This window comes from Curtobacterium sp. SORGH_AS_0776 (genome assembly GCF_031453355.1).
In the GTDB taxonomy this organism is placed as follows: Bacteria; Actinomycetota; Actinomycetes; order Actinomycetales; family Microbacteriaceae; genus Curtobacterium.
In genome coordinates this window covers 775,920-795,829 of sequence record NZ_JAVIYU010000001.1, presented here as the reverse complement: position 1 = coordinate 795,829, position 19,910 = coordinate 775,920, and the positions used below count along the sequence as shown (strand labels likewise).

The following is a 19,910-nucleotide window of genomic DNA, read 5'->3' as shown; positions in this document are numbered from 1 at the left end:
GGTCGCGTCGCGACGGACCAGACGCCTTCATCCGTGCGGATGAACGCGTTCACCCGTGCGCCCGATGCCCGGCGCGCGCCGCTCGGCGAGGCTCGGAGCATGGAGTCCTCGACGAAGCACACGATCGCCACCCTGCTGGTCTGCGCCGCGATCGTCACGGTCACGGCCACCGCCCTCATCGCGATGTCGCCGGTCCCGTGACCGGCGGACGACGCCCCCGTGCGATGATCGTGCCGTGACGGAACGGCGCACGTTCATCCGGCCGCTCGCCACCCGCTCGATCATCATCGACGTGGCCTGGGCGGTCTTCGCGGCGTTCGTCTTCCTGCTCCCGATCGACCTCGAGCTCGAACACGCGAGCTTCTTCGCGGTCCTCGCCGCGGCCGGGGCGATCGCGCTCCGACGGGTCTCGCCGTCCGCGGCGATGCTCATGATCGTCGTCCTCGGCATCGTCCAGGTCGGCGGCGGCGAGCGGCCGTCGCTCGTCGACATCGCCATCTTCGTGGTCATCGGCACGGCGGCGGTCGTCGGCACGCGCGGTGAGGTCATCGTGTCGGGCCTGCTGGCGTTCGTGGCCGGCATCAGCGCGACGCTCTACCTCGCACTCACCGGCTTCCGGTTCCTCGTCCTCATCAACGGCCCGCGCGACCAGGCGTTCCTGGCGATGGCCGCTCCGGTGACGGCGCTCCTCGGGGTCTGGGCGGGCGGGGTCGCCGTCCGGGCATTCCGTTCGCGGGACCGCGAGTCCGAACGCCGGGCGGACGCCGAGGCCGCGGCGTCCCGAGCCGAGGCCGTCGCCACCGAGGCCGAGGCCACCGCCACCCGGGCCATCGACGTCGCCGAGTCCGAGCGGATCCGTGCGGACATCGCCCGCGACGTGCACGACGTGGTCGGCCACTCCCTCGCCGTGATCATCGCGCAGGCCGACTCGGTGCCGTTCCTCGCCGACGAGGCCCGCATCCGCGAGGTGAGCGCGACGATCGCGAGCACCGCCCGGAGCTCTCTCGTCGAGGTCCGGCAGGTCCTCGGGCACATCGACGGCTCCGGCGCCTCGACCGACCCGGGGTCGCTCGAGGAGATCGTGCAGGGCATCCGCGAGGCCGGGGTCGACGTCGACCAGGCCGTCCGCGGGGTCCCGGTCGTGCTCGGGCCGGAGAGCGGGACCGCCGCCCGCCGGGTGCTGCAGGAGATGCTCACGAACGCGCTCCGACACGGTGCCCCCGGGATGCCGGTGACGGTGCGGGAGACCTGGCGGTCGGCCGACCTGGTGCTCGAGGTCGAGAACCTCGTCCCGACCGCCGGCACCGTCGGGACGGCCACGCCCGGCGCCGGCACGGTCGGGACCGGCCCGGTCGCCCTCGGGACCGGCCCCGTCGCCGTCCCGCCGGTGAGCACCCGCGGGTCCGGCCGTGGCCTCGCCGGCATGCAGTCCCGGCTCACCGCACTCGGCGGGTCCTTCGACGCCGCCGTCCTCGACGACGTGTTCGCCGCACGTGCCCGCATCCCGTTCGACGTCCTTGGGGGGACCAACCGATGACCGATCCGATCCGCATCCTGCTCACCGACGACCAGGCGCTGTTCCGAGCCGGCCTCCGCGTCGTGCTCGACGCCCAGGACGACATGGTCGTCGTCGGCGAGGCATCCGACGGCGCCGAGGCCCTGGCGCGCATCCCCGAGCTGCGACCGGACGTGATGCTCCTCGACATGCGGATGTCGGGCATGGACGGGGTCGAGACCGTCCGGCAGCTGTTCTCCGGCGCGGTCGAGGGGCCGCTCCCCCGCGTGGTCGTGCTGACGACGTTCGGCCTCGACCCCGCTGCCGCCACCGCGATCCGCCTCGGCGCGAGCGGGTTCCTGCTGAAGGACACCACGCCGCCGTTCCTGTTCGCAGCCGTCCGGGCGGTGCACGAGGGCAGCTCGGTGATCGCGCCGAACGACCTCTCGCAGCTGTTCGGCGCCGACGTCGAGCGCGCGCCGGCGCCGCAGCCCGAGGCGTTCCAGTCGCTGACGGACCGGGAGCGCATCGTGTTCGGCTGGGCCTCGCGCGGGTTGTCGAACGCGGAGATCGCGGCGAAGGAGTTCGTCACGGAGTCCACGGTGAAGACGCAGATCTCGAGCATCCTCGGGAAGCTCGCACTGCGGGACCGGGTGCAGCTCGTGGTCTACGCGCACGACCACGGGCTGGCGGGCGCCCGCGACGCTTGACGCGCCGGGCGTCGACCTAGCGCTGGCCGGCTACCCGGTCGAGCCACTCGGCGAGCACTGCGCGCTCGGCGACCGACAGCACGTCGAGGTCCGACGCGACCGCCCGCAGCGTGATCGCGGCAGTCGTCACGGCATCCGCAGCCGGGGAACCCGACGGCTCCGGCGGGTCCGCCACGAGGATCCTCCCCGACACCGCCGCGAACGCCTCGTCTGCCAGGCTCGGATCGCGTTCGTCCGCCGGTGTCGACAGGATCGCCAGCACCGCCCCCGTCCCGGCCGCGTGCACGAGGTCCACCGCCAGGCGTTCCGGGACGGCGAGCCGTCCGGCTTCGGCGACGCGCCGGATGCGCTCGGCGAGCAGTGCGGTCCCGGCGCGTGCCGCCGCCGAGCGACGTCCTCGCTCGGGGTCGCTGAGCAGCACGAAGAGGTCGGGGTTCGCGAGACCGAAGCCGATCGTCATCGACCACCCGTGCCGGAGGTCATCGACGGGATCGGTGCGCTCGTCCCGTGCAGCCCGGACGGCCTCGGCCTTGACCGCGGCGAAGGTGGACATCGCGTGTTCCGCGACGGCCTCGAGCAGGCCGTCCTTGTCGCCGAACAGTCGGTAGATCGTCGGTGCCTGCACCCCGGCGCCCTCGGCGACGGCGCGCGTGGTCACCGCCGCGGCCCCCCGCTCACGGAGCATCGCACCGGCGACCTCGACGATCCGTGCCCGCGTCTCGTCTCGCTGCGTTGCCTGCTCGATCACGGAACAACGATAACAAGACAGCGATAGCAGTGTGTTACCTTCGATCACACCAATCGGTTACCAACGGTACGGAGCAACCATGATCGTCATCACCGGCGCCACCGGCGCACTCAACGGCGCCACCGCGGACCACCTCCTCGAGCACCTCGACCCGTCGGGGCTCGCCGTCGTGACCCGCGACCCGAGCCGGGCGCAGCGTTTCACCGATCGCGGGGTCGAGGTCCGCCGGGGCGACTACGCCGAGCCCGACTCGCTCCCCGCGGCCTTCTCGGGTGCGGACCAGCTGCTGCTCGTCTCCTCGAACGACCCGGGCGCCGACGCCGTCGCCCTGCACCGCGCGGCCATCGACGCCGCCGTGCACGCCGGGGTGGGACGGATCCTGTACACGAGCCACCAGGGCGCAGCCCACGGCTCGCCGTTCGCACCGGCCGACGGCCACGCCGCGACCGAGGACCTGCTCCGCGCCCCCGGGGTGCCGTGGACGAGCCTGCGCAACGGCTTCTACGCGCACAGCACGGCCTGGTTGATGGGACCGTGGCAGTCGACGGGCACGGTCTCGGTCCCCGTCGACGGTCCGGTGTCGTGGACCGCTCGCGAGGACGCCGCCGAAGCAGCCGCCCGCATCCTGCTCGCCGACGAGCCGTACGACGGCCCCGTCACGCTCACCGCACCGTCGGCACCGACGTTCGGCGAGCTCGCGGAGTTCGCGTCCGAGCGCTCCGGCCGCACGATCGGGTTCGAGGTGCTGGGCGAGGACGAGTGGCTGGCCCGGTCGACCGCCGCCGGCCAGGACCCGCACATGGCCGGCTTCCTGCTCGGCATGTACCAGGCAGCGGGACAGGGCCGCTTCGCCGGGACCGACCCACTGCTCGGCCAGCTGCTCGGGCGTGCACCGCGACCCGTCCAGGACCAGATCAGCTGACGTCGAGCGCCGCCACCTCGTCGAGGATCGTGGCGATCGCCGCCGGGTCGTGCGCGAACCGCCCCAGGAACAGGCCGCCGATCCGCCCCTGCCCGCGGGTGAGCAGCCCCGGCCCGGCACTGCCGCCGTAGATCACCACGGACCCGGAGAGTTCCGGCCGCGTGGCCAGGTGCTCCTCGATCCCCGCGAGCACGCCGACGACGTGCTCGTCGGGCGCCGGTGCCGGGGCGCCGATGGCCCACACCGGCTCGTACGCCACGACGAGCGGCCCCGCCAGTCCGTCCGCGACCGCCGTCGAGACGGCCCGGTCGAGCTGCGCGGTCACCTCGGCGACGGTCTCCGCTCGGGAGGCTCGGGTCGCCTCCCCGACGCAGACCAGCGGCCGCAGGTGGTTGCGGAAGGCGGCGTGCACCTTCCCCGCGACCTCGTCGTCCGTCTCGTGGAACAGGGAGCGCCGTTCGGCGTGGCCGATCTCGACGAGGTCGACGCCGATCTCGCGCAGCTCCGCACCGGTGACCTCGCCGGTGTACGCCCCTGCGTCGGCCCACGACAGGTCCTGGGCGCCGAGCAGCACGGGAGCACCGGCGTCGGTCAGGATGCGGCGGACCGGAACGAGCGCCGGGAACGTCGGCACCACGAAGAGCGACGCGGCTCCGGACGTCACCGCGGGGTGCCGCCGGGCGACGTCCGCGACCTCGGCCGCCCACGACAGCGTCCGGGCGTGCGAGAAGTACGTCTTGAGCGACACCCCGATGGTGATCACGGCGCGACGGCCTCCACGATCAGCGCGAAGGACACCGCTCCCGGGTCGACCGTCCCGACGGCGTGCTCGGCGTGGGTCCGGGCCCGGCCCTTCCTCGGCAGCAGCTCGGCGGTGCCCTGCGCAGCGTCCTGCGCGGCGGACACCGCCGCACGCCAGGCATCGGGGAGCGCCGCACCGTCGTCGACCCGCGAACGGAGGGCCTCGCGGAACGGGACGAGCGCGTCCACCATCGTCTTGTCCCCGGGCACCGCGCCGAAGGCGAGGACCGCCTCGGTCGCCGCACCGACGGCCTCGACGACGTCCGCACCGGTCGGACGCGAGTCGTCCCCGAGGACGCGACCCAGTGCCTCCAGGGCCGCGCCCCAGATCGCTCCTGAGGTCCCACCGGCCTTGTCGGACCAGGCGTCGCCGGCGATCCGCAGCACGCTGCCCGCACCGGCTCCACGCTCGACGGCGTCGGACGCGGCCTCGGCAGCGGCGTGCGATCCCCGCTGCATGCCGATGCCGTGGTCCCCGTCACCGGCCACCGCGTCGATGCGGCCGAGTTCGTCGGCGTGCTCGTCGATGACCGAGCGGACCGCGGCGAAGCCGGCGGCGACCTGGACGGCGAGGGCCCGGGAGTCCTCGCTGGCCGGGCCGACCTCGTCGGGTGCCGCGTCGGCCGCCACCACGGAGGGTGCGACGCGCTCCGCCGGGACGGCGCCGCTCCTTGCGGTAGGCGGGGGTGTCGGCCGGGGCGACCCAGAGTTCCTCGAGCTCGTCGTCGAGCCAGAAGAGGGTCAGTGAGACGCCGGCCATGTCGAAGCTCGTGACGAGTTCGCCGACCTCGGGCTCGACGATGACGACGCCCGCGTCGACGAGCCGGCGCTGCACCGAGCGGTAGACGACGAAGAGCTCCTCGTACTTCACGCTCCCGAGCCCGTTGAGGATCGGGACGACGCGGGAGCCGGCGGCGGTGATCCCGGCCGGCAGTTCGTCGAGCAACCGGTCGACGAGCAGCGCGGCGAGTCCGTCGGCGGTCGGGACGTCGGTCTCGTTGATGCCGCGTTCGCCGTGGATGCCCATGCCGATCGCCATGCGGCCCTCGGGGACGGTGAACAGGGGTTCCTCGGCGCCGGGGAGCGAGCAGCCGGAGAACGCGACGCCGAAGCTGCGGGTCCGGTCGTTCGCCCGCTCCGCGATCGTCGTGACGGTGTCGAGGTCGTCGCCACGTTCCGCGGCGGCTCCGGCGACCTTGAACACGCAGAGGTCCCCCGCGATCCCGCGCCGTTCGTGCGCGCGATCGGCGGGCGCGCTCACCACGTCGTCGGTGACCCGCACCGTGCGGACGCTAATCCCGGAGGCCTCGAGCGCGCGTGCGGCCGCGTCGAAGTTGAGGACGTCGCCGGCGTAGTTGCCGTAGCTCAGCAGCACCCCGCCGCCGTGCTCGGAGGCCTTCGCGACCGACGTGACCTGCTGCGCGCTCGGGCTGGCGAACAGGTTCCCCATCGCCGCACCGGCGGCCAGGCCGTGCCCGACGAGCCCGCCGAACGCCGGGTAGTGCCCGGATCCGCCGCCGATCACGAGCGCGACCGTGCCGTCCGGCGACGTGGTCGACCGGGCGACCCCGCCGTGGACCTTCCGCACCCGGGAGCGGTTCGCGGCGACGAACCCGTCGGTCGACTCGTCGGCGAAGTCCGCGGGGTCGTTGAAGAGCCGGGTCATCGCTCGTCCCCCTGGGCGCGCACGTGCGTCGTGTCGAGCAGCTCGTCCGCCTTCGCGCCACGGAAGTACTTCGTGCAGAAGATCATCACCGCGGCCACGAACGCCAGGACCCCGAGCGACACGATGCCGAACGCTCCGCTGTCCGTGGGCACCACGTCGTTGATCGCGGTGCGCATGATCGGTGCCACGAACCCGCCGAGGTTGCCGAGCGAGTTGATGAGCCCGATGCCCGCGGCCGCCGCGGCCCCGGTCAGGAAGGCCGTCGGGTACGCCCACGTGATCGGTCCCACCGCGAGGAAGCTCGCGACCGCCAGCGTGATGAACAGGATGCCGAGGATCGGCTGCCCGTTCGCGCCGGCCCAGGCGGACCCGAGGATCGACAGGCCGGTGGTGATGTAGAACCAGGTGCCCCAGCGTCGACGACGGCCGACGGTGTCCGCCCGCGAACCGACGAGGTAGCAGGCGACGAGCCCGACGAGCCACGGGATCGCCGCGACCAGTCCGACCTGCCAGCCGACGTCCTGCCCGAGCAGCGACGAGACCTGCTGCGGCAGGTAGAACGTCGTGCCGTACACGGCGACCTGCAGGCAGAAGTAGATGATCGTGAAGTACCAGACGCGGCCGCTGGCCAGCGCCTTCCAGATGCCCGTCGGGCCGTCCTCGCTGCGGGCGGTGTCCTCACGGGCCATCGCGGCCGTGAGCGAGTCCTTCTCCCCCGGCTCGAGCCACTTCGCCTGCTGCGGACTGTTCGTCAGGAACACCAGGGCCGCGATGCCGGCCAGGACCGCGAGCAGTCCCTCACCCGCGAACATCACCTGCCAGCCGTGGAACGGGGTGGCCTGGTCGCCGAAGCTGATCAGTCCGCCCGACAGCGGTGCGCCGATCATCTGCGAGAACGGCTGCGCCAGGTAGAAGATCGCGAACATCCGCACGCGGACCTTGTTCGGGAACCACTCGGACAGGTACATGATCACGCCGGGGAAGAGTCCGGCCTCGGTCACGCCGAGGATGAACCGCAGGATGATGAACATCGTGTCGTTCGTCGTGAACGAGAACAGCGCGGCGACGATGCCCCACGTGATCGCGATGCGGGCGAGCCAGAAGCGCGCACCCAGGCGCTTGAGCAGCAGGTTGGACGGGATCTCGAAGATCGCGTAGCCGATGAAGAAGATGCCGGCGCCGAGCGCGAACGCGGCGTCGGAGATGCCGCGGTCGACGCTGAGCGCCTCCTCGGCGAACCCGACGTTCGTGCGGTCGAGGAACGCGACGAAGTACAGGATGACGAGCATCGGCATGAGGTGCTTCGTCGCCTTGCCGATCGCCGACTTCAGGGCCGGGTCGTGGGTGGACCCGAGCGCGGGGGCAGGGGGAAGTGACACGGGTTCGCTCCTTTGCGAGCACGGTGCGGTGGGTTGGGAGGGGACGGTGGACCCGTCAGTGCATGTACAGGCCGCCGTCGACGTTCAGCGTCTGGCCCGTGACGAACCCGGCGTCCTCGCTGATGAGGTAGGCGATCGCGGCGGCGATGTCCCTCGGGGTGCCGATCCGCGGCAGCACGCCGTCGGCGGCCATCGCGGTCTTGCGCTCCTCGGTCAGCGTGCCGCCCATGATGTCGGTGTCGATCGGCCCGGGGGCGATCGCGTTGACGGTGACGCCCTGCGGCCCGAGCTCGCGGGCGAGGCCGCGGCTCAGACCGATCACGCCGGCCTTCGCGACCGTGTACGGGGTCTTGCTGAACGTGCCGCCGCCGCGCTGGGCGGAGACGGACGACAGGTTCACGATGCGGCCGTAGCCGTTCCGCACCATCGACTCCGCCGCCCGCAGGCTCGCGAAGTGCACGCCGTCGAGGTTGATCGACAGCACGCGGTGCCACTCCCCCTCCGGGAGGTCGAGGTAGGCGTGCGCCGAGGACACCCCGGCGAGGTTGACCAGGGCGACGATCGGGTCGAGCTCGGCCTCGATCGTGTCGAAGGCGGCCCGGACGGCGGTCTCGTCGGCGACGTTCGCGCCCACGCCGACGGCCCGGACGCCGTGCTGCTCGCGGATCTCGGCGGCGACCGCCACGCTGGCGTCCTGGTCGAGGTCGATGATGCCGATGTCCCACCCGGCCTCGGCGAGGTGGTGGGCGGTGGCGCGGCCGATGCCCCGGGGCGATGCGGCCCCGGTCAGGACGGCGGTGCGGTGCTGCTGCTCGTTGTCCATGGTGTTCCGCCTCAGTGGATCGGGGCCGGGCCGAGCTCGTCGAGGAGCTTCTGCATCGCGACGTAGGCCTTGTTGCGGTAGGCGACGAGTTCCGGCGTGCGGTCGGCGGGCACCTCGAGGTACCCGGCGCCCGACTTCGTGCCGAGCTCGCCCGCGTCGACGTGCTGCTGCAGGGACGGCGGGGTCGCGAAGCGCTCGGGCCAGCGGGTCTGCAGCGACTCGAAGCAGAACGCGTAGACGTCGAGTCCGGCCATGTCAGCGATCGCGAACGGGCCGAAGAACGGCAGGCGGAAGCCGAACGTGGTCCGCACGATGGTGTCGATGTCGTCGGGGGTCGCGATGCCCTCGTCGGCGATCTTCGTGGCTTCCTCGAAGAGCGCGTACTGCAGGCGGTTCAGCACGAACCCGGTCGAGTCCTTCACCCGCGCGGACTGCTTGCCCGTGGCCGCGACGACGGTCTCGCCGACCGTGATCGCGTGCTCGTTCGTCGTCGGGTGCGGGATGAGCTCGACGCCGGGGATGAACGGCGCCGGGTTCGAGAAGTGCACGCCGAGGAACCGCTCCGGACGCACGACGGCCTCGGCCAGCGACTCGATGAGGATCGTCGACGTGTTCGAGCCGATGACGGCGTCCGGGCGGGCGGCCTCGCTGATGCGCCGGAGCGTCGCGTGCTTGATCTCGAGCTTCTCGGGGACGGCCTCCTCGATGAAGTCGGCCGAGGCGACCGCTTCCTCGATCGAGGCGGCGGCGCTGAGGTGGGCGTCCACCCGCGACACGGCATCAGCGGGGAACAGCCCGTCCGCGACGAACTGCTCCGTCTCCGTGATGAGCCGGGCGCGGTTGGACGCGGCGATCTCCGCCGAGACGTCGGCGATCCGGACGGTGTGACCGGCGAGGGCGAGGACCTGGGCGATCCCGCCGCCCATGTAGCCGGATCCGACGACGGCGATGTCGAGGGTGCTCATCGGGTGACTCCTTGCTTCGTCGCCCCGACCACCGAGGTGGCGAGGACGGAACGGATGTACTGCTGGTTGGTGGCGCAGACGCCGAGGCTGTCCCCGCCGTACTGCTCGGTCATGACGATCCCGCGGAAGCCGTCGGCGACCGCGTCGCGCAGGACCTGGCGGTAGTTGATGAGTCCGGCCTCCATGGTGCTCGGCGCGCTCGTCGCCCAGCTGCCGTCGCCGGCCTCGTCCCGTGTGTAGTTCTTCACGTGGAGGTAGTTCGTGTACGGCAGGGTCTTCGCGAACAGCTCCTTCCAGTCCTCGACCGGGCGGTGCAGACGGATGAGGTTCGCGACGTCGGCGTTCAGCCCGACGTTGTCGAGACCGATCTCCTCGACGAGTCGGACGGCGCTGTCCGCGGTACCGAGGTAGGTGTCCTCGTACAGCTCCAGCGCCATCGGGAGTCCGACGCTCGCGGCGTGCTCGCCGAGCTCACGCAGACGGGACACGGCGGCGGCACGGACCTCCGCGTCGTCCGGGTCCTTCGGGCCCTGCGCGGTCCAGAACCAGAGTGCCTTCCGCTGGGCCTCGTTGAACGGCTGGTGGAGCCCCGTCGAGAAGACCTGCATGCCCCACTCGGCCGCCGCGTCGATCGTGCGGTGCGCGTAGGCGAGGTTGTCCTCCTCGTGCCCGGGCTGGACGACGCTCTTGCGCTGCAGGTGCACCGACGGGATGCCGACGCCGTGCGCCTTCGCGATCGCGAACAGCTCGTCGCGGCGGGACCGTTCGAGGTCGGCGGGCCGGATGTGGCTGTCGGCGAGTTCGGCGAGCGAGAACCCGACGGCCTCGATCTGGGCGAACACGTCGTCCCACACGGCCGGGTCCGCGTCGTGGAAGGCGACGCCGTCGCGCGTCACCTGCGGGAACCCGTGCAGACACGTCGCGATCGGCCAGGTGTCGGCCGTCCAGCTGCTGGAGTCCCAGTCTTGGTCGACCCAGTCCTGCGGTGTGCTCACGGGATGCTCCTTCGCATGTCGGGGTTCGTCGTCGAACCTCTTTCCTATAGGAAAGATACTCCGTCGTCGGAGATTCGCAACCGATCGGACCAAACCCCTCGTCCGGGGGGCTCCGAAGGAGGGCGGGCACGGAGGATCAGGACGCCCGTCCCGTTGACCCGAACCTCGGGACGGGCGTCCGCTCCACCCGGATCAGGCGGTGTGCGACGCGTCCGCTCGCGACCGCAGCCGTACGGCGTCGATGTGGTGCCGCATCGCCGCGACCGCCGATGCGGGGTCCTCGGCCAGTGCGTCGAGCACGGCGCGGTGTTCCTGCACGGCACGGTCGGTGTCGTCGCCACCACCCTCGACGATCTGCCGCATCCGGTGGACGCGGGTCGTGATGATCTCGGACATCTCCTCGAGGAACGGGTTGCGCGTCGCGTCGAAGACGACCTGGTGGAACTGCCAGTCGGCCCGGAAGAACCGCGCCATCAGCTCCTCGGACGCCGCACCCGCACCGATCGCGGCGATCTCCTCGGCCACGGCCGCCTGCTCGGCGAGCGCCGTCGCCAACCGTGACCGCAGGGCGGGGACGTCGCCGCGTGCAGCCAGCTCGACGGCCCCCGACTCCACGATGAGCCGGGCGTCGAAGAGGGCCTCGAGCTGGTCGCCGGCGAGCGGCGGGGACACCCGGTACCCCTTGTTGGCCTCACGCGTGACGAGCCCGGTGCGTTCGAGCTGCACGAGCGCCTCGCGCACCGGGGTCGGCGAGACCCCGAGGGAGCGGGCCAGTCCGTCGATCGACAGGCGCATGCCCGGTTCGACGTCGTGCCCCATCAGGACCTCGAGCACTCGGTCGTAGACGCGGTCGCGCAGCCCGAGCTGGGTGATGCGCTCGGTCCCGAAGCCCGGCATCGTGGTCGACATGCATCGATCCTAGAGAATCCAGGATCACGAGCGCCTCGCCCCGGTCCGGATCAGTAGAGCGCGTCGATGCCGATCAGGTCGCCGAGGCCGAGGGTCCGCTGGGCGGTCTCGCACGTCGTCGACGCGGGCTTCATCACGAGGCCGCTCGTCGCCGCGGTGTGGCCGAGGCCGTACGCGTGCCCCCACTCGTGCGTGGCGACCCCGCGCAGGTCGAAGCGCTTCCCCGAGCAGGTCGACGCGGCGGACCAGTCGACCGACGTCGAGTACCGCTGGTCGGCCTCGACCGCGACGCCCGAGCGCGACCAGACGCAGGTCACCGCGAGGGTCCCGGAGCGCAGCGATCCCCACCCGACCATGTTCGAGCCGTCGGACGCGCCGCAGCCACCCGTGGCGGTGACGCCCATCGCGCGCTTCCGGCTGCCGAGGGGCGTGTCGGCTGCCGTCGACTTCACCGTCCGACCGCACGCCGACGTGGTCCCGGTCCAGGCGTCCGCACCGGCGCCGATGGCTGCTGCGCCGGACACCTTCTGGTTGTTGGGGTTGTAACTCCACTCGACGGTGTCTGCCCAGCGGAACCCGAGCTTCGTGTACGCCCTCGCGGAGCAGCTGGACGTCCCGCCCGTGGCCGCCGTCGACGACGACGCGGCGCCCGTGGCCCGGAGTCCGGAACCGCCCGGGAGCGTCCGGTGCGCGAGGGCGGCACGCTCCTGACGGATGGCTGCCGGCGCCCCGGACCACTGGTCGTGCACGAGGACCGCGACGCCCGCGCGGCCGGTGTTCGTCACCGACACGTCCTCGTCGTCGGCACTGCCCGCGGCGCCGACCGGCATCGCGGAGACCGTCGTCCCGACCGGCGGCACCCGGAACTGCCGACCGTCCGGCAGCACGACCGTGCCGGACGACACGGCACACCCCGACGACAGCGCGGCGACGGTGATCCGGTCCCCGCGGCAGGACGGTGCCGCCTCGGCTCGCGGCACACCGACCGACGTGGTGACGACCGCGGCGAGCACGATCCCGAGCACGACCGCCCCTGCGGTCACGGTGGACATCCGCACGTTGTCGACCCTCCTGGTCCCCTGTACCGGCAGCCCCCTGCCGGGCGCAGTCAGTGTGCGGAACGGGCTGCGGTGCGGTCAACCCCCCGAACTGGCCGTGCACGACGACCGAGGTCGTGCGCACCCCGCGCGACGATCGCGATCAGGGCACCTGCACGAACCGGAGTGCCCCGCTCTCCCGCAGCCGGAACCCGAGGTGCTGGTACAGACGGATCGCCCCGGTGTTGCCGGCGGCGGCGTGCAGGAGCGGTGCTTCGTCCCGCGCCCGGATGCCGTGCACCACGTCGAGCACCAGCCGCCGTCCGAGCCCCTGCCCGCGGAACGCGGCGTCCGTGCACACCGCGCTGATCTCGGTCCAGCCCGGCGGGTGCAGGCGCTCCCCGGCCATCGCGACGAGGCGGCCCTCGCGCCGGATGCCGACGTAGCGCCCGAGCTCGATCGTGCGGGGCAGGAACGGCCCGGGCTTCGTGCGGGCGACGAGCTCGAGGATCTCAGGGACGTCGTCGGGAGTGAGTTCCACGGCTTCGGCGTCGGCCTCCCCCTCGACGTCCTCGCCGGTGAGCTGCACCCCACGCATGCCCTCGGCCGCGGGCCAGCCGTCCGGGACCGTCGCCGAGGTCCCGACACGGACCACGGCCCCGGGTCCGAGGAGCGCGCGCACGTCCTCCCAGTCCGCGGCAGTCGGTCGCTCCGGGATCCCGGTCCAGACCGACACGTCGGGCAGGTACCGCGCGATGTCGCCGCGACGCTCGGCGAACCGGGCGTGCTCGCCGTTCAGGGACGCGAGCGCGGGGTTGTCGAGCAGCCGGGTCGGGGTGCCGTCGTCGGCGATCGTGAGGTCGAGCGTCCGCACCGCCGCGCCGCGGGGGTCGCCGCCGCGGAAGCCGAGGTCCTCGAGGCGACGCCGGTCCCCGTCCTCCCAGCCGGCCGTGTCCGCGACGACGACGGCGGCGTAGGTGTTGCGGGCGTGGTCGACGACGGCCTCGACGTCCGTCGCGGTGGTCAGGACGACCGCTCCGGGTCGGGTCAGGTCAGTCGTCGGGGCATCGGTCGTCATGGGTCCATCCTGCGACGCCGGGGACACCGACCGCACATCGTTGCACCGCGTGACACGGCACCCGGCGCCCGCGGCCGGCCCAGGCGCTACGCCAGCCGCGCCGCCACGAACGCCACCATCCGCCGCACGAGCTCCGCGCGCGACGTGGCCCGGCGGTACTCGTGCCCCTCGCCCGCGAGCTCGAGGTACTCCACGTCGTGCGACCTCGCCGTGAGCGCCTCGACCACCTGGTGCGCCTCACCGATCGGCACGTTGGTGTCGAGCTCGCCGTGCACGACGAGCAGCGGCGCGGTGACGTCGTCGATCGCTCGCATCGGCGACAGCGAGTCGAGCAGCGCGGCGTCGTCCACGGGGTGCCCGTACTTCGTCGCGGCCGCCGAGGCGATCCACGGCTCGGTGTCCCGGTAGAAGGTCGCGAAGTCGCTCATCCCGCACACGGCGACCCCGGCCGCGAAGACGTCCGGGGTGAAGGCCAGGGAAGCGAGCGTCGCGTACCCGCCGTACGAGCGGCCCTCGACGGCGACGCGGGAGCGGTCCGCGTACCCGTTCGACACGAGGAACCGCGCGCAGTCCACGACGTCGGCGAGCGCGTTCCAGCGCAGCCCGAGGTCGTCCGCGTGCACGAAGTCGCGCCCGTACCCGCTGGACCCGCGGATGTTCGGCGCGAACACGGTGATGCCCGCGGCGGCGAGTGCCTGGTGTTGCGGTGAGAAGGTGGGTCGCTCCTGCGACTCCGGTCCGCCGTGCAGGTGGACGAGCGCTGCGCGCGGCTCGGGAGGCACGGCACCGACCTCGGGACCACCACCGGTCGACGACGTGGCCGGCTCCACCGCCCGGTACAGCCAGCCGGTGATCTCCAGTCCGTCGCGCGCCGCGAAGCGCTCGAGCGTCGGCTCGACCAGCGGCACCTCCGGCAGCCCGGGGACGCCGGTGACCCGGCTCCACGTCAGCGCGTTCGTGTCGAGGCGCCAGAGCTCCCGGGGCCGCAGGGGTCCCTCGACGGCGAGCAGCACGCTGCGCCCGTCGCGGCTGAGGACCGGGTCGGTGACGACGTACCCGGGCAGGTCCGGCACGGGCGTCCGCGAGGCATCGTGCGTGTTGATGAGGTCGAGTTCGCTCCGGCCGTCGACGTTCCAGACGAGCAGCAGGGTCCGGCCGGCGTCGTCGGCGTCGAGGTACTCCAGTTCGGCGTCGTCGCGCTCGGTGATCCGCCGGGGTGCACCGCGCCAGCCGTGCGGGCCGACCGGCTGGGCGACGAGCCCGCGGCGGGGCAGCCCGGCCTCGGTGGCGACGTAGGCGACGAGCGGACTGGTCTCGCTCGCGGGTGCCGGTCGGAGGAAGGCGATCTCCGCCGAGCCGTCCGGCGAGTCGGCGAGCAGCGCGTGGCTCTCGTCGGTGAGCCGGTCGACGACCACGACGAACTCGTGGCCGCGCTGCCCGTCCCGGAGCACGACGAGGCGCTCCTCGACGCTGAGGTCGAGGATGTGGATGAGCTCCCCCACCGCGAGGTCGTCGCGGTCGCCGGAGACGGGGTCGACGAGGTACGAGCGGGCGGGCTGGTCGGCCTCGGTGGACGGCAGGGTGATGACGACCCGGTGGCCGCTGCGGCTCCACGGACCGAGTTCGGCGTGCTGGTACCGCGACCCGGCGATCTGCGCGGCGTCGGTGCCGTCGGGTCGGACCACCCAGACCTGCTGCTTCACGCCGCCGTCGGTCGCGATGGCCACGGCGAGCCACTCCCCGTCGGAGGACCACGTCACCCGGATCACGGGGTCGTCGGACAGCCGGATCCGCACGGGCTCGGGTGCTTCGTCGCCGACGACGACGTCCTGCACGAAGACCTCGGGGGTGCCGTGCCGGTCGCTCACGAACGCGACGCGGCGGGCGTTCCGCGTCATGGTGGGCCCCCACGATCCCCAGGCCGCGACGAGGCGCTCGCCCAGGTCGGCCGCCTGCCGGGCGCGTGCCGACGGCTCGAGGTGGGTCGCGCCTCCTGGCCGCACGGCGGGCCCGCTCACCGCACCCCCTGCTGCTGCAGCCACATCTCGATCAGACCGAGCTGCCAGAGCGCGTTCGCGCCGATCTCGGTCCGCGTGCTGTTCGGGTCCTGGAGCATCCGCTCGACCGTACCCGGATCGAAGAGCCCGCGCTCCCGCGCCTCCGGGGCGTGCAGCGCCTGCCGGACGCGCTCGAGGTACGGACCCTCGAGCTGCCGGATCGCCGGCACCGGGAAGTACCCCTTCGTCCGGTCGATGACGGCGTCGGGGACGATACCGCGGGCCGCGCGCTTCATGACGCCCTTGCCGCCGTCCGCGAGCTTGAGCTCGGGTGGGATCGCGCCGGCGAACTCGACGAACTCGTGGTCGAGGAACGGCACGCGGGCCTCGAGTCCCCACGCCATCGTCATGTTGTCGACGCGCTTCACCGGGTCGTCGACGAGCATCGTCATCGTGTCGCTGCGGAGCGCGGCGTCGACGCTGGTCTCGGCGCCCGGCACGGCGAACGCGGCGTCCACGAACGCCGAGGGCGTGTCGTCGTCGCTCCGCCAGCGTTCCCCGAGCAGGGGTTGGAGTGCCGGCCACCGGCGGTCCATGAACACCGAGCGGTAGACCTCGGCGGCCTGGTCCCGCGGGACGGACGCGAGCGGCGGGTACCAGCTGTAGCCGCCGAGCACCTCGTCCGCACCCTGCCCGGACTGCACGACCTTGACGTGCTGCGACACCTCTTCCGAGAGCAGGTAGAAGGCGACGCAGTCGTGACTGACCATCGGCTCGCTCATCGCGCCGATCGCGCCGTCGATGCCGTCGAGCAGGCGCGACGAGGGGATGCGGATGCGGTGGTGGTCGGTGCCGAAGTGGCGCGCGACCTCGTCGGAGTACTCGAACTCGTCGCCGGACTCGCCACCGGCCGACTCGAAGCCGATGCTGAACGTGGCGAGGTCCTGTTGCCCGGCCTCGGCGAGCAGTGCCACGACCAGCGAGGAGTCGATCCCGCCCGAGAGCAGCACGCCGACCGGGACGTCGGCGACCATGCGGCGCTCGACCGCGGTGCGGAGCTTCGCGGTGAAGGCCTCCTGCCAGTCCTGGTCGGTCCAGTCGGCCTTGTCCGGGTCGCGCTCGAAGCGGGGCTCCCAGTACGTCTCGTCCCGGGAGGTCCCGTCGCGCTCGATGACCCGGACGGTCGCGGGCGGCAGCTTGCCGACGCCGGACAGGATCGTGCGGGGCGCCGGGACGATCGAGTGGAAGGTCATGTACGACGCGAAGGCGACCGGGTCGATGCTCGTGTCGACGCCACCACCGGCCAGGACAGCGGGCAGTGAGCTCGCGAACCGCACCCCGCCGGGGACCTCGGCGACGTAGAGCGGCTTGATGCCGAGCCGGTCGCGGGCGAGCACGAGCCGGCCGCTGGCGTGCTCCCAGATGGCGATCGCGAACATCCCGACCAGGTGGTCGACGAACCGGGTGCCCCACTCGGCGTAGGCGGCGAGGATGACCTCGGTGTCCGAGGTCGAGAAGAACTCGTGGCCCCGGCCGCGCAGCTCGTCGCGGAGCTGTCGGTAGTTGTAGACCATGCCGTTGTAGGCGATGGTCAGTCCGGCACGGGGGTGCACCATCGGCTGGGCGCCCGCGGTGGACAGGTCGACGATCGACAGCCGTCGGTGTCCGAGCGCGACCGGTCCGCGTGCCCACAGCCCGTCGCCGTCGGGGCCGCGGTGCACGAGGCAGCCCGTCATCCGCGCCACGGCCGCGACGTCCGGCGCCGTCCCGTCGAACCGGAGTTCTCCCGCGAGTCCGCACATCAGCTGTCCCCTGCCGTTCCGGTGATCCAGGTGTCCTTGGCGCCGCCGCCGCGCGAGGAGTTCACGACCATGCTCCCCTCCGGCGCCACCCGCGTGAGCGCGACGTCGGCGAGGTGGGTGTCGTCCGGCCCCGTGCCCGTGACGTAGACGAAGGCACGCAGGTCGACGTGCCGGGGGTCGAGGCCGGCCGGGCCGATGGTCGGGTGCGACGACAGCTGCACGACCTCCTGCCCGACCCAGCGGTCGGGGTCCGCGGCGATCGCCCGGCGCCGCTCGGCGACCTCGGGAGCGCTCGCGCTCGGACCGATCAGGACGTCCCGACCGCCCTCGCCGTCGACGGGCTTCGTCACGAGCTCGCCGACGCGGTCGAGCACCGAGAGCCGTTCGCCCTCGATGCTGGTCCGGTACGTGGGGACCGAGTCGAGCAGCGGCTTCTCGTCGAGGTAGTACCAGATGAGGTCCGGCACGGTGACGTACATCGCCTTGTCGTCGACGAGCGCGTTGCCCGGCGCGTTCGCCAGGTGCACACCCCCGGCCTCGGCGACGTCGAGGATGCGCGCGCCGAGGTCCGGTGCGTGCTCCGCCGCGAGCGCGCTGACGTCGCGGTCGATGCGCAGGTACAGCCCGTGCAGCACGTCACCCGTCCGCGCCTCGACGACGTGTCCGTCGCGGACGCCCAGGTCCGAGCCGGCCAGGAGGCGCAACCCGGCCCCGTCGGCCAGCCTGCGGTGCTCGAACCACGCGCCGGCGGCGGGGCCGTCGCTGATCAGCGCGATCACCGGGTCCGGTTCGCCGGTCACGGCGGTCGCGTTCGTGCGGAGCGTGTCGCGGAGGCGGTCGACCACCCCGTGCGGGTCGAGCAGGTGCACCGGCCGCGGGGCGTCCGGCACCACCTCGTCCATCAGCTCGCGGAGCGCGATGCCGTACGCGACGCCGGAGGGCGACCGGACGTTGTCCTCGAGCACGCGCCACCCGCCGAACTCGTTCCGGACCAGGTCGAACCCCATCACCGGCGCACGGACGGCGTCCTGCGGCAGCCGGGCGGCAGCCGGGTCCCACCCGTTGGCCCCGACGAACTGGTGCTCGTCCATCACGCCGTCCGCCACGATCCGCCGGGGACCGTACGCGTCGCGGAGGAACAGCTCGATCGCGCGGGCGCGCTGCCCGAGGCCGGCGGCGAGCTGGCGCCACTCGTACGCGCTGACGGTCCGCGGGACGAGGTCGCAGCCGAACGCCTGGACGCCGCCGTCGACCACGAAGCCGACCTCGTGCTCGCGGGTCCAGGTGTCGCGGGCGGCGCAGCGGTCGATGGTGGTCTCGGCGTCCCACCCGCCGAAGAACACCGCGAGGTCGCGGAAGGCCGGGCGGGGCCGGGCTCCCGGTCCGACGGCCTCGTCACCGGCGCGGACGCGGTACGACGGCAGCGTCACGGTCGGGTGCTCGGTGCGGCCGGAGGGCGTCCCGGCGGTGTCCTCGACGACCGAGGCCACGACGTCGTCGAGCTCGCCGCGCTCGGCGTACGCGGTGCGCTGCCGGTCCGTGGAGTTGCCGCGGGCGAGGGTGTCCTCGACGAGCCCGGCCACCGTGCCCCAGTCGCCGAGCTCCTCGAGCTCCGGACGCAGCCGGGAGACGAGCTGGCGGACGGCGATCTCGGCGGGCAGCCGCTCCGGGTGCTGCCCGAGCCCGAGCAGTTCGCCGGTCAGGCCACCCCGGGCGGCTTGCCACATCGCCGCCCGGTGCAGGGGTTCGCTGCGCGGTCGCCACTCGGCACCGGACTCGACCGCCTTCTCCGCCTTGCGCACGGCGGCGCGGAACAACCCGGCGATGAGCACGGCGTCGTCCACGATCGGCGTCGCGTCGCAGACCCGGAGCTCGAGCGTCGGGGCGTGCGACGAGGGCCGCACGTCGAAGTACGCCATCTTCTTGTCGGCGATCACCCCGGACGCGATGAGGTCGTCGAGCATCGCGTCGTACTCGGCGGCGTCCTTGACGCGCCCGAAGCTGCCCGCCGAGGGCCACCGCTGCCAGATGATGCTGCGGAACGACGAGTAGCCGGTGTCCTGCCCGTTCCAGAACGGACTCGAGGCACTGAGCGCCAGCAGCACCGGCAGCGCCGGGGCCACCCGCTGGGCGATCTGCACCGCCAGGTCGCGGTCGCTCACGCCGACGTGCACCTGCAGGCCGCAGATGAGCTGTTCGTCGACGAGCATCCGGTACTGCTCCTGCATGCGGCCGTACCGCCCGCCGGAGGTCAGCTCGAAGTCGGCGTACTCCGACCGCGGCGCGGTGCCGGCAGCCGCGATCGTGACCCCGGCGGGGGCGATCGCGGCGCTCAGCTCGCTGCGCAGGTCGACGATCACCCGGCGCAGGTCGTCGAGGGTGCGCACCACGGGGGTGTTCGTCTCGATGGTCGTGCGCTGGAGTTCAGCGCCGAACCGGTCGGCGGGCAGTTTGGGCAGAAGGCGCGGGGCCTTCGCGGAAAGTCGTCCGGAATCGAGGTCGATGAGGTGCAGTTCTTCCTCGGCGCCGAGCGTCAGCTCTGCACTCATGGGCCGAACCTATCGCCGCACCTTGTGGAAGGCC

The 19,910-nt window shown here is 72.7% G+C and carries 15 protein-coding genes and 1 pseudogene; 3 read left to right on the top strand and 13 right to left on the bottom strand.

Annotated elements, in window-relative coordinates:
- Window positions 1-235: 235 nt before the first annotated feature.
- A complete protein-coding gene (locus tag QE359_RS03985) occupies window positions 236-1,537 on the top strand; it encodes a histidine kinase (RefSeq protein WP_309777732.1) in 1,302 nt (433 codons plus the stop codon).
- Window positions 1,534-2,205: a response regulator transcription factor gene (locus tag QE359_RS03980; protein ID WP_070417406.1), complete on the top strand. Its 672-nt coding sequence runs from the start codon at window positions 1,534-1,536 to the stop codon at window positions 2,203-2,205. Before QE359_RS03985 ends, QE359_RS03980 begins: the two co-directional genes overlap by 4 nt.
- Window positions 2,206-2,221: 16 nt before the next feature.
- Here QE359_RS03980 and QE359_RS03975 read toward each other — a convergent pair whose 3' ends face one another.
- Window positions 2,222-2,953, bottom strand: coding sequence for a TetR/AcrR family transcriptional regulator (locus QE359_RS03975; protein WP_309777729.1), 732 nt, complete (start codon window positions 2,951-2,953; stop codon window positions 2,222-2,224).
- A gap of 79 nt (window positions 2,954-3,032) precedes the next feature.
- On the opposite strand from QE359_RS03975, the gene QE359_RS03970 reads away from it, so the two are divergent.
- Entirely contained in the window at window positions 3,033-3,875 is an 843-nt protein-coding gene (locus QE359_RS03970; protein ID WP_309777727.1) for an NmrA family NAD(P)-binding protein, read from the top strand.
- Here QE359_RS03970 and QE359_RS03965 read toward each other — a convergent pair.
- The 12 genes and pseudogenes from QE359_RS03965 to QE359_RS03910 all read right to left on the bottom strand — a co-directional run bounded on the left by QE359_RS03965 (window position 3,868) and on the right by QE359_RS03910 (window position 19,876).
- Window positions 3,868-4,638, bottom strand: coding sequence for a triose-phosphate isomerase family protein (locus QE359_RS03965; RefSeq protein WP_309777725.1), 771 nt, complete (start codon window positions 4,636-4,638; stop codon window positions 3,868-3,870). The two genes, QE359_RS03970 and QE359_RS03965, sit on opposite strands and share 8 nt — an antisense overlap.
- A pseudogene (locus QE359_RS03960) lies at window positions 4,635-6,342 on the bottom strand (dihydroxyacetone kinase family protein). Before QE359_RS03960 ends, QE359_RS03965 begins: the two are co-directional and overlap by 4 nt.
- Complete coding sequence (locus QE359_RS03955; protein WP_309777723.1) at window positions 6,339-7,721, bottom strand: MFS transporter; 1,383 nt, start codon at window positions 7,719-7,721, stop codon at window positions 6,339-6,341. The pseudogene QE359_RS03960 and the gene QE359_RS03955 overlap by 4 nt, the downstream one beginning before the upstream one ends.
- Before the next feature lie 55 nt (window positions 7,722-7,776).
- Window positions 7,777-8,544: an SDR family oxidoreductase gene (locus QE359_RS03950; protein ID WP_309777722.1), complete on the bottom strand. Its 768-nt coding sequence runs from the start codon at window positions 8,542-8,544 to the stop codon at window positions 7,777-7,779.
- Between the two features lie 11 nt (window positions 8,545-8,555).
- Complete coding sequence (locus QE359_RS03945; RefSeq protein WP_309777721.1) at window positions 8,556-9,509, bottom strand: 3-hydroxyacyl-CoA dehydrogenase family protein; 954 nt, start codon at window positions 9,507-9,509, stop codon at window positions 8,556-8,558.
- Window positions 9,506-10,504, bottom strand: coding sequence for a sugar phosphate isomerase/epimerase (locus QE359_RS03940; RefSeq protein WP_071294266.1), 999 nt, complete (start codon window positions 10,502-10,504; stop codon window positions 9,506-9,508). Before QE359_RS03940 ends, QE359_RS03945 begins: the two co-directional genes overlap by 4 nt.
- Before the next feature lie 192 nt (window positions 10,505-10,696).
- Window positions 10,697-11,413: a GntR family transcriptional regulator gene (locus QE359_RS03935; RefSeq protein ID WP_070417415.1), complete on the bottom strand. Its 717-nt coding sequence runs from the start codon at window positions 11,411-11,413 to the stop codon at window positions 10,697-10,699.
- Window positions 11,414-11,463: 50 nt separating this feature from the next.
- A complete protein-coding gene (locus QE359_RS03930; protein WP_309777720.1) occupies window positions 11,464-12,465 on the bottom strand; it encodes a matrixin family metalloprotease in 1,002 nt (333 codons plus the stop codon).
- A 148-nt stretch (window positions 12,466-12,613) separates the two neighbouring features.
- Entirely contained in the window at window positions 12,614-13,528 is a 915-nt protein-coding gene (locus QE359_RS03925) for a GNAT family N-acetyltransferase (RefSeq protein ID WP_309777719.1), read from the bottom strand.
- 86 nt (window positions 13,529-13,614) lie between these two features.
- Window positions 13,615-15,546, bottom strand: a complete 1,932-nt coding sequence (locus tag QE359_RS03920) for a prolyl oligopeptidase family serine peptidase (RefSeq protein ID WP_309777718.1) — start codon at window positions 15,544-15,546, stop codon at window positions 13,615-13,617.
- Window positions 15,543-17,327 carry an N-acetylglutaminylglutamine amidotransferase gene (locus QE359_RS03915; RefSeq protein ID WP_070417418.1) on the bottom strand — a complete coding sequence of 595 codons (1,785 nt, stop codon included), beginning with the start codon at window positions 17,325-17,327 and terminating at the stop codon, window positions 15,543-15,545. The genes QE359_RS03920 and QE359_RS03915 overlap by 4 nt, the downstream gene beginning before the upstream one ends.
- Window positions 17,327-19,876 (bottom strand): carboxylate--amine ligase/circularly permuted type 2 ATP-grasp protein, encoded by a 2,550-nt coding sequence (locus QE359_RS03910; RefSeq protein WP_309777717.1) that lies wholly within the window; start codon window positions 19,874-19,876, stop codon window positions 17,327-17,329. The genes QE359_RS03915 and QE359_RS03910 overlap by 1 nt, the downstream gene beginning before the upstream one ends.
- Window positions 19,877-19,910 lie beyond the last annotated feature (34 nt).

Coding starts and splice junctions, on each gene's coding strand:
- QE359_RS03915 (WP_070417418.1), bottom strand. CDS start 17,327: ATGTGCGGACTCGCGGGAGAACTCCGGTTCGACGGGACGGCGCCGGAC.
- QE359_RS03925 (WP_309777719.1), bottom strand. CDS start 13,528: ATGACGACCGATGCCCCGACGACTGACCTGACCCGACCCGGAGCGGTC.
- QE359_RS03935 (WP_070417415.1), bottom strand. CDS start 11,413: ATGTCGACCACGATGCCGGGCTTCGGGACCGAGCGCATCACCCAGCTC.
- QE359_RS03910 (WP_309777717.1), bottom strand. CDS start 19,876: ATGAGTGCAGAGCTGACGCTCGGCGCCGAGGAAGAACTGCACCTCATC.
- QE359_RS03930 (WP_309777720.1), bottom strand. CDS start 12,465: ATGTCCACCGTGACCGCAGGGGCGGTCGTGCTCGGGATCGTGCTCGCC.
- QE359_RS03945 (WP_309777721.1), bottom strand. CDS start 9,509: ATGAGCACCCTCGACATCGCCGTCGTCGGATCCGGCTACATGGGCGGC.
- QE359_RS03950 (WP_309777722.1), bottom strand. CDS start 8,544: ATGGACAACGAGCAGCAGCACCGCACCGCCGTCCTGACCGGGGCCGCA.
- QE359_RS03970 (WP_309777727.1), top strand. CDS start 3,033: ATGATCGTCATCACCGGCGCCACCGGCGCACTCAACGGCGCCACCGCG.
- QE359_RS03980 (WP_070417406.1), top strand. CDS start 1,534: ATGACCGATCCGATCCGCATCCTGCTCACCGACGACCAGGCGCTGTTC.